Genomic DNA, 15,075 nt, shown 5'->3' on the forward strand with positions numbered 1-15,075 from the left:
ACATAGACGGGTTGGGCAAAGCGGCTCATGATGATCTCCAAAATTGATCCGAGGACTGCATGTCTAGGATCAGAGGTATGCGAGGTTGCTCGGACCGCTAGCCACCGTATCGCTCGGTTTTGATAGAGGAGGGGTCCAATCCGGCAAGCAGCGCGCCCTCGGTTGCGATGTTGACGAAACCGTTGGACCCACAAACGAATACCTGTGTGGGCTTTCGATGAAGCCGGGCCACAATTTCTTGGACCATCATGCTGTCGATCCGTCGGGAAAAGTCGGACGCGCGGACCGGCTTTTCGCGGGTGATTGCAAGCGCCAAGACGAATGCCGCATCACTGATTTCGACGGAATGAAGTTCTTCCGAAAAGAGAACGTCTTGGGCGGTTCGTGCGGAAAGGAGCAGGGCTGTCGGCACGGCCGGTTTCAGTGTGCGGCGCTGCCGGATCATCGCCATCAACGGCGCGAGGCCAGAGCCCGCTCCGATAAGCAATACCGCGTCGATGGCAGGTTCCGGCCATAGGAAGTGGCCGCCAAGCGGACCACGAAGTTCGATTTCATCGCCGACTGCCGCGATATCGTGAAAGAATGCTGAAACCTCGCCATCCGGCAGGCGCTCGATAGCGAGTTCGATGGTCGGAGACGAGATCGCCGAAGATGCGATCGAGTAGCTACGCATTGCACTGTAGCCATCGGGCGCAGTCAGCCGCACATCGACGTGCTGTCCTGCAATGTGCACGAACGGTTTGCTCAACCGAAGAAAAAAGCTTTTGATGCTGGGGGTTTGCTGGACGATTTCGTCAATCACGCATGTCTGCCATGCGATTTGCGGGCCGTTCTCAGTCATTGGTGTATCGTTGCTCGCGCCACGGATCGCCATAAATATGGTATCCGCGCAGCTCCCAGAAGCCCGCCTCGTCGCGCGTTGTGAATTGCAGCGCGTTCACCCATTTGGCTGACTTCCAGAAGTAAAGGTGTGGAACCAGAAGGCGCGCCGGCCCGCCATGATCCCGGGGAAGCGGCTTGCCCGCGTAGTTGAGGGCGACCATCGCTTTCCCAGAGAGCAAATCCGCCAGCGGGACGTTAGTCGAATATCCATCGTAGCAGTGCGCCAAAACGAAATCAGTGGGCCGATCGAGCCCTGCATCTGCAAGGATATCCTCGATGAGCACGCCCTCCCACGTGGTATCCAGCTTGGACCATGAGGTGACGCAATGAATGTCTTTGGTCATCTTGGTTTTTGGTAGGGCATTGAACTCACTCCAGGTCCACACTTTGGCGGGCTTCGGACCGATTTTGACGGTAAATTTCCAATCGGAGGGCTCTACGCTCGGTGTCGGCCCGGCCGTCAGAACCGGGAAATTCTCCACGAGATGCTGACCTGGCGGAATCCGTTCGGACTGATCGCCGCCTGAACCGCGGCCTGTGAAACCTCTGGTGACCATAGCGAACCCCTTTGTTTGTTACGACAGACCGGAACCGAATTCTCAGCAAAAACCTTTGCACGCACAACAGCCGATCGAGCCAATACACTGAAGATCAAAATACTGATGTTTCATCAGTATTGAGGGGTGTCGGGCTATCTTGAGTCGTGTTTTTTGCGCGTAGATCATAACCTCAGGTCAGTGTGATTTCCCAATACCATGCAGCTATAGTTTCGATACCTTTGGATCGGCATTTCAAGCGCATCCTTCAGCGGTTTTCGGGTAGACACAGCCGCCTGTCAAACGCAACTGCCGTAAGGTCGAGCCCTTAATCGCTTGGCGCTTATCGCCTCTATCCGGGTGTCAACCGCACAGCCGCAATAAACCGCTGGTATAAATATACTGCCGAATCCGGCTCGGAGGTATGGAAACTATGTCGTCCCTCTATTGGAAATGCTGCACGCATAGCTTCATAACATGGTGCGTGAGATCTTTAAATCCTGAGCCTGGTGCCTAAGCAAATTCGAGCCGATCGAATAAGACTTCAGGACACAACAAGTTGGAGGCACTGATGAAAGCCGTTGGATACAAGGTTCCAGGACCCATCGCTGAGGCCGCCTCTCTGGTCGACATCGATCTGCCTAGGCCCGTCGCCGTAGGGTATGATATTTTGGTTGAGGTAAAAGCTGTCTCGGTCAATCCGGTCGACTACAAGATCCGCAGCAGCACGCCGCCTGCCGATGGCGACTGGAAGGTGCTGGGATGGGATGCGGCCGGCATCGTGCGCGAGGTTGGCTCCGACGTGACCCAGTTCGTCGCAGGCGACGAGGTATATTATGCCGGATCGCTCATAAGATCCGGCACCAATGCGCAGTTCCATCTCGTTGACGCTCGGATCGCCGGTCGCAAACCCGCGTCGCTCGACTGGGCGGAAGCGGCGGCGTTGCCATTGACAACGTTGACGGCTTGGGAAGCGATGTTTGACCGCCTGAACGTTACGAGACCCGTCCCCGGAGCGGCGACGGCGATCCTTATTATCGGTGGTGCGGGAGGGGTCGGGTCGATCGCGATCCAGATAGCGCGACAGTGCACGGATCTCATCGTCATCTCTACTGCCTCTCGGCCGGAGACCCAAGAATGGGTGAAAGGGCTCGGCGCGCATCACGTCATCGACCACTCCCGGTCGCTCGCGGCGCAGATTGCCGAGTTCGGCATCGGAGCTCCCGCTTTCGTGTTCTCGACCACACATACCGAGCAGCATGCCGCCGACATTGCTGAACTGATCGCACCGCAAGGGCGGTTTGGGTTCATCGATGATCCCAAGGCACTCGATGTCATGCTGTTCAAGCGCAAAGCAGTGTCGATCCACCACGAGCTTATGTTCACACGGTCGCTATACCAAACACCCGACATGGATGAGCAGGGCGAGATCCTCAATACGCTGGCGACTTTGGTGGACGACGGCAAAATTCGCACGACGCTGACCGAAACACTTTCGCCGATTAATGCCGCCAATCTGAAGACGGTGCACGCGTTGATCGAGAGTGGCACGGCAAGAGGCAAGATCGTCCTTGAAGGCTTCTGATGACCGCTGCCGCCGCATCTTTTCCAACCCCAAGAATGCCGGACGCATCAACCCTGGCGAAGGACACCCCATGACCAAATCCATAGCTACAGCCTCGATCAACCTAGAAACTGCAGTTGCCCTCATTGACGCGGCTATCGCTGCGGCACGTGCAATCGGCATTCCGGCTGCGGTCGCCATCGTCGATGCCACCGGTAACCTGCGCGCGTTCGAGCGCACTGACGACGCTCCGTTCCTCACCGTTGATGTTGCCATCGACAAGGCTTGGAGTTCCGCCTCGTTTGGATACCCGACCCATGTCTGGAACGACTATGTAACAAACGATCCGAAAGTGGCACCTTTGGCCTATCGCCCACGGATGGTTGCTGTTGGCGGGGGCTATCCGATCCTCGAGGACGGCAAATTGATCGGCGGGATCGGCATCTCCGGGGGCACTTATCAGCAGGATCAGGATGCCTGCGTCGAGGCACTCCAGAAAATCGGCTTTGAACTGCCAGCCTGAGGAGTGGCAGGCCATCGCAAAGTCGATGGCCGGCAGGCCCCACCTTATGAAGGATTTTATGATGGAAGCGTTCGTCGTATTCGCGCGTGAGGAAACCACCGATCCGGATGAACTCACCACCTACGCTGCAGTTGTCGACCCATCTTTCGATGGCCACGACGTGACCTTTCTCGCCGCTTATGGCGCGATGGAGCATTTGGAGGGACTGCCCTTCGAAGGCGCCGTGATCTTGCGGTTCCCGACGGTGCAGGCCGCCCATGAATGGTATCATAGCCCCGCCTATCAAGCTGCCGCTGCCCACCGCTTTGCCGGTTCGCGCTACCGTGCCTTTATCGTTGAGGGGCGGGTGTAAAACACCGCTAGAAAACGGTTGGCGCTGACCATCAGGTAACGAACTGCGAACTAGCTTCCTGCCGTTTACGCGAAAGCGTTGCATTGGGCGCGCCGCCGGAACTAACCTGCAAGGCCGCCTCTATCGACCTGAAGAGCAGTCGCGGCGACAAGGAGTATCAGCTTGTACGACAAGGTTTATCATGCGACCCATCCCGACATGATGGCCGGCGCGTCCAATGATCAGCTGCGCGACCGCTATCTGGTCTCAGGCCTATTTCAGGCTGGAACGATCAGTCTCAACTATTCGCACAACGAGCGCATGGTTCTCGGCGGCGCAATGCCGACGAACGGCACACTCAGTTTGCCGAGCCACACCGAGCCGCCATCGATGGCAGGCAAGCCCTTCCTGCACTCTCGTGAACTTGGAGTGGTCAACATCGGCGGCACCGGCACGATTACCGTCGATGGCGAGATCATCGACTTGGACCTACGCGATGGCCTCTATGTGCCAATGGGCTCAAATGATGTCAGTTTCGCCTCAAGTGATGCAGCCGACCCCGCCAAATTCTACCTGATCTCGCTCCCCGCCCACGCTCGCCACGAGCTGACGAAGATTAAGATCGCCGAGGCCGTGCCGATCGAGATGGGCGCGCTGGAGACCTCCAACGAACGGACGATCTACCAGTACATCGTCCCGGACAAGGTTAAGTCCTGTCAGCTCCTGCTTGGCGTCACTGTGCTGAAACCTGGCAACGTGTGGAACACCATGCCGCCACACCTGCACGACCGCCGCTCTGAGGCATACCTCTACTTCGGCTTGGGCGAGAACGATCGCGTCTTTCACTTCATGGGTGAGCCCAATAAGGCACGTCACATCGTCATGGCAGATGGCGAGGCGGTCATCAGCCCGCCTTGGTCAATTCATATGGGTTCGGGCACGCGCAGCTACACCTTTATTTGGGGCATGGGTGGCGAGAACCTCGACTACACCGACATGAACATGCTGGACATTTGTCAGCTGAAGTAGACCACTATATTCATCTGTTGGGCATTGATGGCGGCGGCGCCCTGACCACCGGCATCTGCCGGGGGCAAGGCCTTTGGGCTTCGAGCCATCACGAACGTCGCATGACCGAGCGGCAATAGGGTATAGAAACTATGTCACAGAGCTATTGGCAATAGTAAGGGCATGTCTTCATAGTATGATGTGCGAAGTTTTTGAATCCCGCGTGTTGTGCGGAAGGATCGTCGATCTGATCGATCGAGGCTTCAAGTTATAGCGCGCGAACAAGAACGCTCGCCTGCTGTTGCGATGCGCGACCGTTTATCGGGTTTCTGGATCGGAATTGGAGGATCAGATGAGCGTCGACGAACGACAAGCGCCTGAGCTGCGCGTGCAAAAATGGATTGGCGCGGATGGGAGAAGCATCGCGCCGCTCAAGCTGTCGGATGTCAGCACGGGCCCGAAGATCCTTTTCGCGTTCCAGCATTGGTGCCACGGCTGCCACGTGCACGGCTTCCCGACACTGCAAAGGTTGCATGGCGCATTGGTGCCAAAAGGAGTCGGGTTTGCCGTCATCCAGACTGTGTTTGAAGGAGCGCATGAAAACACCTTCGAGCAGTTGCGAGTGAACCAGCTCAAGTATGAACTTCCCATCGCGTTCGGCCATGATGAACCACCGGCCGGCACGGCCCTTCCTACTTTTATGAAGGACTACCGGACCCGTGGAACACCGTGGTTCACGGTTATCGATGCAAGCGGCCGCATCGTGTTCTCGGATTTCCATCTCGATGCGGACTGGCTCGTGAAGGAACTGGAGCAAACATAACCGATGCAGCTCTGGCTCATCCTAATACCGGCCCATCGCGTAATGCTCGCTAGCAGCTTTGGGGGCGACATCTCCGCAGAGTGTCAGCCCATACGTCAGGTTAGAAAATGAGGCGGGCGATAAATACTGTAAGGTCGGCGGGCATACGCGGCCTGTCTCTCGCGCCTGTAGCAGCGTTATTGTTGAGCGTCGCGGCGCTGCTGCTGGGAAACGGTTTGCTAGGCACGCTTTTGATCGTCCGAGCCGGTCAGGAGGGCTTCTCGAGCGGCGCTATCAGCGCAATGATGTCCTGCTACTTCGCAGGCTTCACGATCGGCGCGCTCGTGTTGCCGCGGATCATCGTCTCCGTAGGGCACGTCAGAACCTTCGCTGGCTTTGCAGCTATTGCTTCGATGACCGCTCTTCTCCATGTGGCTGTCGTAGAGCCGATCGCTTGGATACCGCTTCGCCTTGTTACTGGCTTCGCCTACGCGGGCATGATGCTCGCGACGGAGAGCTGGCTCAATGCGCACGCAGTGCAATCCACGCGCGGGCAGCTGCTTTCGATCTTTGGTGTTGTTTCCATGGGCTCATGGGCAGTCGGACAAGGGTTACTAAACATCGCACCGCCCGCCGACGTGACATTATTCTTAATCGTGTCGCTGTTGATATCCGCAGCGGTTGTTCCAATCACCTTGCTGCCCAGTCATCCGCCGACCCAGGTGGAACAGGAACGGGTCGCAATGTGGGACCTTGTCCGCGTCTCACCCCTCGCTGCCTCGGGTGCTTTCCTGGCCGGGCTGGCTATTGGCGGTTTCTGGGGCATGGGCGCAAACTTCGCTCAGAGAATTGGACTCGATGTTGCCGGCATATCTGCTTTCATGGCTGCGGTGCTTGCTGGAACGCTTGTGTTGCAATGGCCACTCGGCTGGCTGTCAGATCGACTATCCCGGAATCTTATCATTGCTGGTGCGGCAGTGGCGTCCGCAGCGGCTGCCATCGGAGTGGCGTTGTCGGCGGAGGCGCCTCTACCTGTGCTCCTTGTGGTGGGAGCATTATTCGGTGGCTTTGGCATCCCGATCTATTCCCTGTGTCTCGCCGTCGCAAACGACGATCTTCCGGCCGGTCGGCTACTCGGCACCGCGCGCGGGCTTCTTCTACTCAACGGGATCGGGACAGCCGTTGGTCCCCTGATTGGAGCCGCTGCAATGGATATTCTCGGCCCAGGCGGCTTATTCCTTTATGCAGCCGCATTGCTCACACTGCTAGCGGTGCTGGCCATTGCCCTTGGGCGGCCAAAGCGTTCAATTCAAGCTAAGGGTGCGCGTTCTCCGAGCACGCCGATGATCACGGGATCTCTCGACACAATGATATGCATGGAGGAGAGGTCGCGGGGCGCTCGGCATTAGCGCTGCGGCTGCCGTGGGACGCCCTATTCCACATGTTCGATCGTGAGGTCCTGCCCGTTGAACTGAACAATCTCTCCAGACTGGGCACCTTCGATCGCTGCATAGATCGGCGCCATCGTGGAAATACCCATGATTTCACGTCCCTGACAGGTGAACTTACTCGTTGACACAGCGATCACAAAATGGCGGCCAGATAGCTTGATTACAGCGCCTTCGGTGACGGTTAGCTTGGGGCTGAAATCGATCGTCCCGAGTTTTTCGAGTTTATCGGCATAGTCATGGAGAGTGTCGTCAAGTGCTTCAGCGAAGTCGCTTGCGACCTCGGCTTGGGCTAATTCATCGTTTTCGATCGGTTCGCTTCGATCAAGCTTAGCAGTAGAAACATAATCCAGGTAGTTTTCGCGAGCACTGTGTAGCGCTGCGGTCTCCAGAGCGAGCATTGTCTCTCTGATGTGGTCCTTGTTCCAGTCCATGATCACCTCGTCGTGTTGCGGTAAATTCTTTAATTTAAGCGGGATGCTGATTGACCGGCAGAAGGGCTAATCTGCTGGTCTTAGCGAATCCACTATTCGTCGCTGATGACGTCGTCACCTTGGTATGGAACTCTGATCAGCCGGGAATCTCGGATGATGCTTGTGGCAAGCCAGACATAGGACTGTTCGGCAGTATCGAAACCGAGGATGCTGAATTCACCGCCGAACGGGCAGGGGGGGAAATCTGGAAAACCCTCCCGCAAAACGTAGCGTTCGGGATCACGGTGGAACTCGCTTTTGTGGACAGCCCGCAGCCCGTGCTTACTCGGTACATCCATGTCACCTCCGGGCACCGTTTCGCGATGCGCTACAAGGCGCTCGGACAGGTCGCGGGGACAGATTTCGTGGAACACGTCAAATGCGTCGATCAACAAACCTTTATGCTGTGTCGCTGGGTCAGTGATCGCGTAAATGTTCGAAGCGTCCTCGCCATCTTCGCTCTCAAAGCGTAGCGCCGCATCGACCTGAATGCCGCAGGGATCGAGAGTAGTTCCGAGTTCAAGATCGATGAGATTGCTACCCTTGACGCGATATTCGCGATAATAGCCCTTGGCGATGAAGGACTGGACTGTTTCTAAAACGTTGGCCACTTGGGATGTCATAGTCGTACCTTGATATCGAGTTGAATTGAACGCGCTTGCAGGCAAGGCGCGCTATGAGCCACCAGGTGGGGGCGAAGGGTAGGCAGTGTGGTCAGAGCCATTTTGCTTTCTTGAAGCGCACGAAGAGGAGAAGGCAGAATACCGCGATCAGCCCGAGCAAGACGAAATACCCATAGGTCGTCTCCAGTTCCGGCATGTTCACGAAGTTCATTCCGTAGATTCCCGCGATCGCCGTTGGGACCGCTAATATTGCCGCCCAAGCGGCAAGCTGGCGGGTGATAACACCGGTCCTTTGCGCCTCCAGAAGGCTGCTGGCTTCAAAGACTGTAGACAGCACCAGCAGGAGGCCGTCGACCATGGACTGCACGCGATGGACATGGTCCGCAACATCGTGGAAGTATGGTGTCATTTCGGCGCTGATGCAGGGAAAATGGCCACGAACGAGCTTTCGCACCAGTTCGCCCATGGCCCCGAGCGTGCGCTGGAAGCGCGTGAGTTCGGACCTTAGTTCGAAAATGCGGGCGACCTCTTCTCGTCCAAGAAAGTCGTCCAGCGACCGTCGTTCCATTGCCAAAACGTCGTCCTCGATCATTTCGAAGATGGGGAGGTATTGGTCGATCACACGATGAAGGATCGCGTGCAGCACATAGTCCACTCCCTTGCCGAACAGAGCTGGCGATGCCTCGAGTTGCTCCCGAAGTTGGCCAAGCGCTCCGCCGTTGCCGTGCCGCACGGTGATGAGATGATTGTGCCCGGTAAAGATCGCCATCTTGCCATAGCTGATCCGGTCGCCGACCAACTCTGCGGTCTGCGCAACGACGTACAACTCGTCGTTGTAGACCTCGAGCTTGGGCGGGCACAGCGGGTGCATTGCGTTATCGATTGCCAGCGGATGAAGATTATACGTCGCCTGGATCGCCTTGAGTTCTTCGTCTGAAGGCTCACTAAGCGCGATCCAGCAGAAACCTGAGCGATCCTTGTTCAGCTCGACGTGCTCATCGAGCCCAATTTCCCGGACTCGCTTGCCTTCGTTGTAATAGTAGGCCGCGATGATGCTCATGCTGGTCTCGCAGGAATATGCAGACCGCGCTGCACTGCCGGTCGTGCCAAGCCACGTTTAAGCCATGCGCGGATGTTTGAATAGTCGTTGAGGCCAAGGATGTCGTCGGCCTCGTATGTTTCAACGAGCGCGTTTACCCAGCCGAGCGTCGCGATGTCTGCGATCGAATAATCGTTGACGATCCATTCGCGCCCTTCCAGTTGGGCATCCAGGATCCCAAGGAGGCGCTTGGATTCATCGACAAAACGCTGCCGAGGTCGCTTGTCCTCATAGTCCTTACCAGCAAATCTTAGGAAAAAGCCAAGCTGACCAAAGATTGGTCCGACGCCGGATACTTGAAAGAACACCCATGCCAGGGTCTCGTAACGTTGGGTGGGTACCATTGAGATGAACTGGCCGGTCTTGTCGGCCAGATAGAGAAGGATGGCGCCGGATTCCCACAAGGCGAAGGGCGCTCCGTCAGGTCCGTCCGGATCGATGATCGCAGGTATCCGGCCGTTTGGATTCAAAGCTACGAACGAGGGGTCCTTGGACTCATTCCTCGAGATGTCGACGAAGTGGGGCTCATACGCCAGGCCTATCTCCTCCAGCATGATCGAGACCTTGACGCCATTTGGTGTGGGTGCTGCGTAAAGCTGCAGGCGATCAGGATGAGATGCCGGCCAGCGATGAGTGATCGGAAAGGACGAGAGGTCTGGCATGTTTCTGCGATCCTTGTGCCGCGACGGTTGGCGGGAATGCCCCGCTTTTTCAAGGCAGGGTTCAATGACCGCATCGTTGGGCGATGCGGCCATCGAAGAGCGTGAGACAGACCAGCGGTGCGGGACGGCAGTGTAGCCTATTCTGCCGAAGCCCCGGCGGCGGATTGCGCATCGGCAGCCTCCTGGCGCTTCGGAAGCACCCAGCCGGGACGCGCGAAGTGACAGGTATAGCCGCCAGGGCGCTTCTCCAGGTAATCCTGGTGATCCGGTTCGGCTTCCCAGAACTCGCCGACCGTCTCGACTTCGGTGACCACTGGGCCATCCCAAAGACCCGAGGCATTCACATCGGCGATCGTATCTTCGGCAATGCGCTTCTGCTCCTCGTCGATGTAATAGATGCCCGACCGGTAGGAGAGCCCACGATCGCCGCCCTGGCGGTCCTTCGTCGTCGGATCGTGTATCTGGAAAAAATATTCCAGGATGTTCCGGTAGCTGGTCACCGCCGGGTCGAAAATAATTTCGATCCCCTCGGCATGCGTGCCGTGGTTACGGTAGGTGGCGTTTGGAACGTCGCCGCCAGTGTAACCGACACGGGTTGAGACGATACCGGGCCTCTTGCGGATCAGATCCTGCATGCCCCAGAAACATCCACCTGCGAGAACTGCGCGCTGATGCATATTAAGCCTCCTCTACTTGATCGAGATATTCACCGTATCCCTCGCTCTCCATTTCATCGCGCGGGATGAAACGCAGAGACGCTGAGTTAATGCAGTAACGTAGGCCGCCGCGGTCGGAAGGGCCATCCGGAAACACATGACCGAGGTGGCTGTCGGCATGTACCGACCTGACCTCTGTCCGGACCATGCCGTGTGCGTTGTCCCGCACCTCATTCACGTTTGCTGGAACGATCGGCTTGGTGAAACTGGGCCAGCCAGTGCCTGAATCGAACTTGTCCGTTGAAGCGAACAGCGGCTCTCCCGACACTATGTCGACGTAGATACCAGGTTCCTTGTTGTCGTTGTGCTCGCCCGTAAAGGGCCTTTCGGTCGCCGATTCTTGAGTAACCCGGCGTTGCTCGGGGGTCAGTTGGTCGATCGCTGTGCGTGACTTCTCAAATTTCATGATAACCTCCAATATATAATTTAGAGAGCTAGACACACTGTCATTTGTCTTGGCAGGCATCAGGTCCAGTATCGCAGTGCTTCTCGGATTTATCCAATAGGCTAAGTGTATAATTTCCATAGCGCCGAAGGGCTTTTCGCCTTGTCTCAGTTCCACTCATACCGGGCACCCAGATTTGCGATCTTTCGAATCTCGACCGGAGCGGTTGAACCGGAAACGGTCGCGATCACTAACTCGCGCTCGAGGACGAACCCATCGATCGGTCGAGTGATAAGGCCGTGCGCCGTAGCCGATCGTTCCGGTAGAATGCATATGCTGGTGCCATCGGCGACGAACCGCTGCACCCAGTCCTCGCGATCCGATCGAAACCGTGGCTGCATGAGTGCACCCTGCCGCGCAAAGTGATCGAAGATCTGAGCGCGAAACTCGCATTTCAGGCGATCTACAAACGGAAACTTGAGCAGATCTTCGGTGCGGACAATTTCACTGCTTGCCAAAGGGTGGTCTGCGGAGCAGCCGAGCACAAACCGCTCACGAAATAGAGAATGGACATCCAACTTGCGATCTTGCCTCGTTTCACGCGGTAGGATGCAGGCGTGGTATTTTCCTGAAAGCACCTGCGACGTGTCCTCGTTCGCCAGCAGCGAGTGCAGCCTGATCTCGATTGATGGCGCCTCCGCTAATGCGCTTTCGAAGAAAGTTATGAATTTATTCGGCCCGATGGATGGCGCGACGGCGACATTCAGCACTCGGTGCCTCCCCATCGCCCAGTTCTCGGAATGATCGCGGATGCTCTTTATTGCGACCATCATACTCCGAAACTCGGCCTCAACGTCCTGGCCAAGACCGGTTAGGCGGCTGTTTTTCCCGTCGCGATGTATCAGTGGGCCGCCCAGCTCCTCCTCCAAGCGGCGGATCGCGCGGGTCAGACTTGGCTGTGACACACCGCTCAAACGAGCAGCGGCTGTGAAGTTCAGTGTCTCGGCCAAATTAATGAAATAGCTGATCTGATTGAGTTCCATTACCCTCGACCCATGCTTCCTGGCTGGTGCTTTTTTGCGGGCCCACTCTCACAGCGGTCCACAATACATGCGTGACGCATATAATCATGACATTAGGGGTTGTCTATATGCGCCATGCATATAAAGTATGTCGCATGAGTATCGGCGGCGGCGCGCTTCGTTTAACTCCCTCAAGGGTTCCGGGAGAGCGACCGTCCAACTGAGCGTTGAAAGGTCAGGGGAAATGGCAGAAAAATCATTCACGTTCTTCAGTGAGAATGGATCTGCGCTTTCCGGGCGCCTCGAAGCGCCAGAAGGAACGCCGCGTGGCTGGGCGATCTTCGCTCACTGCTTCACGTGCGGAAAAGACAGCCTTGCCGCTGTTCATATGTCTCGCGCGCTCTCGCGTGCCGGCATCGGCGTCTTGCGGTTCGATTTTGCCGGAACTGGGATCAGCGGCAAAAAGGGAGAAGCTCTGAGCTTCGCGTCGGACGTCGAAGACCTTCGAGCCGCCGCCAAAGCGATGGCGGCAGGGGGTATGCCTCCCTCTCTCCTCGTGGGGCACAGCTTGGGTGGCACCGCTGCGATCTTAGCCGCCGGCGAGTTGCCTGAAATTGCGGCGGTGGTGACTATTGGCGCGCCGGCGGACCTTCAGCATATCATGCGTTTCTTTGGACCAAACGATCTGGACACCATCACGAGAGATGGCGAGGCTTCGGTGGAGATCGCTGGCAGGCCGTTCCTCATTCGCCGCAACTTCCTGAATGCGGTGGACAGAATTGACGTCGAGAAGTCGATTGCTTCTCTGCGCCGTCCGCTTCTGGTCATGCATTCGCCATTGGATCAGGTGGTGGGGATTGACCACGCGTCGCGCATCTTCGTCGCGTCCAGACATCCGAAAAGCTTCATCTCGCTCGACAGCGCCGATCACCTGCTCACCGACGTCGAGGATGCCAATTACGCCGCAGCCATGCTCGCGGTATGGGCAAGCCGCTTTCTCCCACGGCTCAGCGACGATCTTCCTCAGGTCGAGATTGCAGAAGGCGTAACCGCCACCGAAACTCTCGCAGGTAAGTTCCAGCTCAAGGTCCGCAGCGGCAAGCACACGTTGCTCGCCGATGAGCCGGCATCGGTAGGTGGTCTTGGAACCGGCCTATCTCCTTATGAACTTGTATCTGCCGGCCTCGCAGCCTGCACGGTAATGACGATGCGTCTCTATGCGAACCGCAAGGGCTTTCCGCTCGAACGGGCGAGCACGACTGTGCATCACGAGAAGGTGCCAGACATGATGCCGCCAGACCGGTTCACCCGCAGTATTGTCCTTGATGGACCGCTGAGTGACGATCAGCGCGCTCGCATTCTTGAGATTGCTGATCGGTGTCCGGTTGATTTAACTCTTGTCCGGGGTTCGGATGTTCAGACCGAGCTTTCGAGCACCAGTCAGGCTGCAGATCCGACAAGGCTAGCTTGACCTTGGCGGAAACGGAGGAGGGCGACGAGGCAATGAGCCAAACACCTACCGGCTATGGGGCGGCTGCAACTGAACGAGCAATCCTCGCAGGCGGATGCTTTTGGGGTATGGAGGATTTGCTGCGCCGAGCTAAAGGTGTCGTATCGACACGTGTCGGTTACATAGGCGGCGAAGCGCCTGATCCAACCTACGCGAGGCATTATGGCCATGCGGAAGCGGTGGAGGTGACTTTCGACCCGTCTCTGCTCAGCTATCGCTCTCTCCTGGAACTCTTCTTCCAGATCCACGATCCTACAACTTACGAGCAGCAAGGCAGCGATATAGGCCCCAGCTATCGATCGGCGATCTTCTACACCAGCGACAGTCAGAAGGAGGTTGTCCTGGCGACCATTGCCGAAATCGAGGCGTCCGGTCGCTGGCCCGGCCCGGTGGTGTCGGAGATCAATCCAGAGGAACATTTCTGGGAGGCGGAGTCGGAGCACCAGAAATACCTGGTGCGCAATCCTGCCGGCTACAGCTGCCACTTTGCGCGGCCGACTTGGCGCTTGGGTGGACCTAGTCGATGAGCAAGTCGAGGATGCTTCTCCTGGTTCTTAACGACGAGAGCCGCAAACGCGACGTGTCGGTGCGTGCGGCTCTACTGCTATGATGCCTGAATTCATCGTCGCTGGCCTCTGGGGTCTGGTATCGGGCAGCGGACTTCTAGTTGGGGCGACGATCGCTGACGCATTCTTCGGACGGCTGACGCACAGCATGATCGCGGCGATAATGGGTTTCGGGGGCGGAGTGCTGATCGCCGTGGTAGGGACTGAACTGATCGGCGGGCAAGACCCGGCCGGCTTGGGTCCGCTGGCGATACTCGCCCTTCTTGCCGGTGCCGCGATCTTCAGTGGCAATAATTGGTATCTCGCTCGCCGTGGTGCCAAGCACCGAAAGCGGTGCGGGGAATGCACGGAGCAGCCAAGCGAGGGGCAGCACCAGGGCAGTGGAACCGCTATCGCGCTCGGCAGCGTCCTCGACGGCATCCCGGAAGCCTTGGTAATCGGGATGTCGGTCGCCGGTGGTCGCGGGATCAGCCTGGCCATCGTCGCAGGCTTCTTTCTCGCCAACGTCCCACAGGGCCTTTCGAGCGCCTCGGGAATGAAGCTCGCAGGCCGATCGCGACGGTATATCTACGCAGTGTGGATCGGCATCCCGGTGCTAGTCTGCATGTCGGCTGGCGCGGGTTACATTGTTCTCGGCTCGGCGGAAACCCTGGCGCCGGCCATTCTTTCTTTCGCGGCGGGTGCCGTGATCGCAATGCTGGCGGAGACGATGATTCCAGAAGCGTTTGAGAAGGCTCCGCCCTTTATCGGCCTGATAACGGTCATGGGCTTTTTGGCAGCTTATCTTCTCGCACAGCATTGAGCAGCCGCAATCGCACGTCCTCTATCCTGCTACCGCGCATGCTCGTTCTCTGCTTGAAGGAATGAGATCAACGCGCGCAGCCCAGGAGGGGTACGATGCCGGCTTGGATGGTAGAGGTAGAAG

18 protein-coding genes are annotated in these 15,075 nt (G+C 57.4%); 9 read left to right on the forward strand and 9 right to left on the reverse strand.

Annotated features, from left to right (window positions below; genetic code table 11):
- Nucleotides 1-97 precede the first annotated feature (97 nt).
- Together K5Q19_RS05420 and K5Q19_RS05425 are read right to left on the reverse strand one after the other, a co-directional pair.
- Entirely contained in the window at nucleotides 98-841 is a 744-nt protein-coding gene (locus K5Q19_RS05420) for a ferredoxin reductase (RefSeq protein WP_365758534.1), read from the reverse strand.
- A complete protein-coding gene (locus tag K5Q19_RS05425; RefSeq protein WP_292941998.1) occupies nucleotides 834-1,439 on the reverse strand; it encodes a sulfite oxidase-like oxidoreductase in 606 nt (201 codons plus the stop codon). Before K5Q19_RS05425 ends, K5Q19_RS05420 begins: the two co-directional genes overlap by 8 nt.
- Nucleotides 1,440-1,989: 550 nt before the next feature.
- On the opposite strand from K5Q19_RS05425, the gene K5Q19_RS05430 reads away from it, so the two are divergent.
- From K5Q19_RS05430 to K5Q19_RS05455, 6 genes are all read left to right on the forward strand, one after another.
- Nucleotides 1,990-3,003, forward strand: a complete 1,014-nt coding sequence (locus tag K5Q19_RS05430) for a zinc-binding alcohol dehydrogenase family protein (RefSeq protein ID WP_292942000.1) — start codon at nucleotides 1,990-1,992, stop codon at nucleotides 3,001-3,003.
- A gap of 70 nt (nucleotides 3,004-3,073) precedes the next feature.
- Nucleotides 3,074-3,505 (forward strand): heme-binding protein, encoded by a 432-nt coding sequence (locus K5Q19_RS05435; protein ID WP_365758537.1) that lies wholly within the window; start codon nucleotides 3,074-3,076, stop codon nucleotides 3,503-3,505.
- 61 nt (nucleotides 3,506-3,566) lie between these two features.
- Nucleotides 3,567-3,857 carry a DUF1330 domain-containing protein gene (locus K5Q19_RS05440; RefSeq protein ID WP_292942026.1) on the forward strand — a complete coding sequence of 97 codons (291 nt, stop codon included), beginning with the start codon at nucleotides 3,567-3,569 and terminating at the stop codon, nucleotides 3,855-3,857.
- 162 nt (nucleotides 3,858-4,019) lie between these two features.
- Nucleotides 4,020-4,865, forward strand: a complete 846-nt coding sequence (gene kduI, locus K5Q19_RS05445; RefSeq protein ID WP_292942004.1) for a 5-dehydro-4-deoxy-D-glucuronate isomerase — start codon at nucleotides 4,020-4,022, stop codon at nucleotides 4,863-4,865.
- A 331-nt stretch (nucleotides 4,866-5,196) separates the two neighbouring features.
- Nucleotides 5,197-5,667 carry a TlpA family protein disulfide reductase gene (locus K5Q19_RS05450; protein ID WP_292942006.1) on the forward strand — a complete coding sequence of 157 codons (471 nt, stop codon included), beginning with the start codon at nucleotides 5,197-5,199 and terminating at the stop codon, nucleotides 5,665-5,667.
- Between the two features lie 182 nt (nucleotides 5,668-5,849).
- The gene (locus K5Q19_RS05455; RefSeq protein WP_292942008.1) at nucleotides 5,850-7,055 is read left to right on the forward strand and encodes an MFS transporter; all 1,206 of its coding nucleotides are present in this window, start codon (nucleotides 5,850-5,852) and stop codon (nucleotides 7,053-7,055) included.
- A 23-nt stretch (nucleotides 7,056-7,078) separates the two neighbouring features.
- Here the strand turns inward: K5Q19_RS05455 and K5Q19_RS05460 are convergent, their stop codons facing one another.
- The 7 genes from K5Q19_RS05460 to K5Q19_RS05490 all read right to left on the reverse strand — a co-directional run bounded on the left by K5Q19_RS05460 (nucleotide 7,079) and on the right by K5Q19_RS05490 (nucleotide 12,095).
- Nucleotides 7,079-7,528: a hypothetical protein gene (locus K5Q19_RS05460; protein WP_292942010.1), complete on the reverse strand. Its 450-nt coding sequence runs from the start codon at nucleotides 7,526-7,528 to the stop codon at nucleotides 7,079-7,081.
- A gap of 92 nt (nucleotides 7,529-7,620) precedes the next feature.
- Nucleotides 7,621-8,190 (reverse strand): hypothetical protein, encoded by a 570-nt coding sequence (locus K5Q19_RS05465; protein ID WP_292942012.1) that lies wholly within the window; start codon nucleotides 8,188-8,190, stop codon nucleotides 7,621-7,623.
- 91 nt (nucleotides 8,191-8,281) lie between these two features.
- Complete coding sequence (locus tag K5Q19_RS05470; protein ID WP_292942014.1) at nucleotides 8,282-9,250, reverse strand: magnesium and cobalt transport protein CorA; 969 nt, start codon at nucleotides 9,248-9,250, stop codon at nucleotides 8,282-8,284.
- Complete coding sequence (locus K5Q19_RS05475) at nucleotides 9,247-9,951, reverse strand: glutathione S-transferase N-terminal domain-containing protein (protein ID WP_292942028.1); 705 nt, start codon at nucleotides 9,949-9,951, stop codon at nucleotides 9,247-9,249. The genes K5Q19_RS05470 and K5Q19_RS05475 overlap by 4 nt, the downstream gene beginning before the upstream one ends.
- A 137-nt stretch (nucleotides 9,952-10,088) precedes the next feature.
- On the reverse strand, nucleotides 10,089-10,628 hold the full coding sequence (msrA, locus tag K5Q19_RS05480) for a peptide-methionine (S)-S-oxide reductase MsrA (protein WP_292942016.1): 540 nt from the start codon (nucleotides 10,626-10,628) through the stop codon (nucleotides 10,089-10,091).
- Between the two features lies 1 nt (nucleotide 10,629).
- Complete coding sequence (msrB, locus tag K5Q19_RS05485; RefSeq protein ID WP_292942018.1) at nucleotides 10,630-11,073, reverse strand: peptide-methionine (R)-S-oxide reductase MsrB; 444 nt, start codon at nucleotides 11,071-11,073, stop codon at nucleotides 10,630-10,632.
- A 146-nt stretch (nucleotides 11,074-11,219) separates the two neighbouring features.
- The gene (locus K5Q19_RS05490; RefSeq protein WP_292942020.1) at nucleotides 11,220-12,095 is read right to left on the reverse strand and encodes a LysR family transcriptional regulator; all 876 of its coding nucleotides are present in this window, start codon (nucleotides 12,093-12,095) and stop codon (nucleotides 11,220-11,222) included.
- A 223-nt stretch (nucleotides 12,096-12,318) separates the two neighbouring features.
- On the opposite strand from K5Q19_RS05490, the gene K5Q19_RS05495 reads away from it, so the two are divergent.
- The 3 genes from K5Q19_RS05495 to K5Q19_RS05505 all read left to right on the forward strand — a co-directional run bounded on the left by K5Q19_RS05495 (nucleotide 12,319) and on the right by K5Q19_RS05505 (nucleotide 14,952).
- A complete protein-coding gene (locus K5Q19_RS05495; protein WP_292942022.1) occupies nucleotides 12,319-13,545 on the forward strand; it encodes a bifunctional alpha/beta hydrolase/OsmC family protein in 1,227 nt (408 codons plus the stop codon).
- A gap of 107 nt (nucleotides 13,546-13,652) precedes the next feature.
- The gene (msrA, locus tag K5Q19_RS05500; RefSeq protein WP_292942030.1) at nucleotides 13,653-14,111 is read left to right on the forward strand and encodes a peptide-methionine (S)-S-oxide reductase MsrA; all 459 of its coding nucleotides are present in this window, start codon (nucleotides 13,653-13,655) and stop codon (nucleotides 14,109-14,111) included.
- 79 nt (nucleotides 14,112-14,190) lie between these two features.
- Entirely contained in the window at nucleotides 14,191-14,952 is a 762-nt protein-coding gene (locus K5Q19_RS05505; protein ID WP_292942024.1) for a ZIP family zinc transporter, read from the forward strand.
- Nucleotides 14,953-15,075: the final 123 nt, after the last annotated feature.

This window comes from Novosphingobium sp. (genome assembly GCF_019748365.1).
In the GTDB taxonomy this organism is placed as follows: Bacteria; Pseudomonadota; Alphaproteobacteria; order Sphingomonadales; family Sphingomonadaceae; genus Novosphingobium.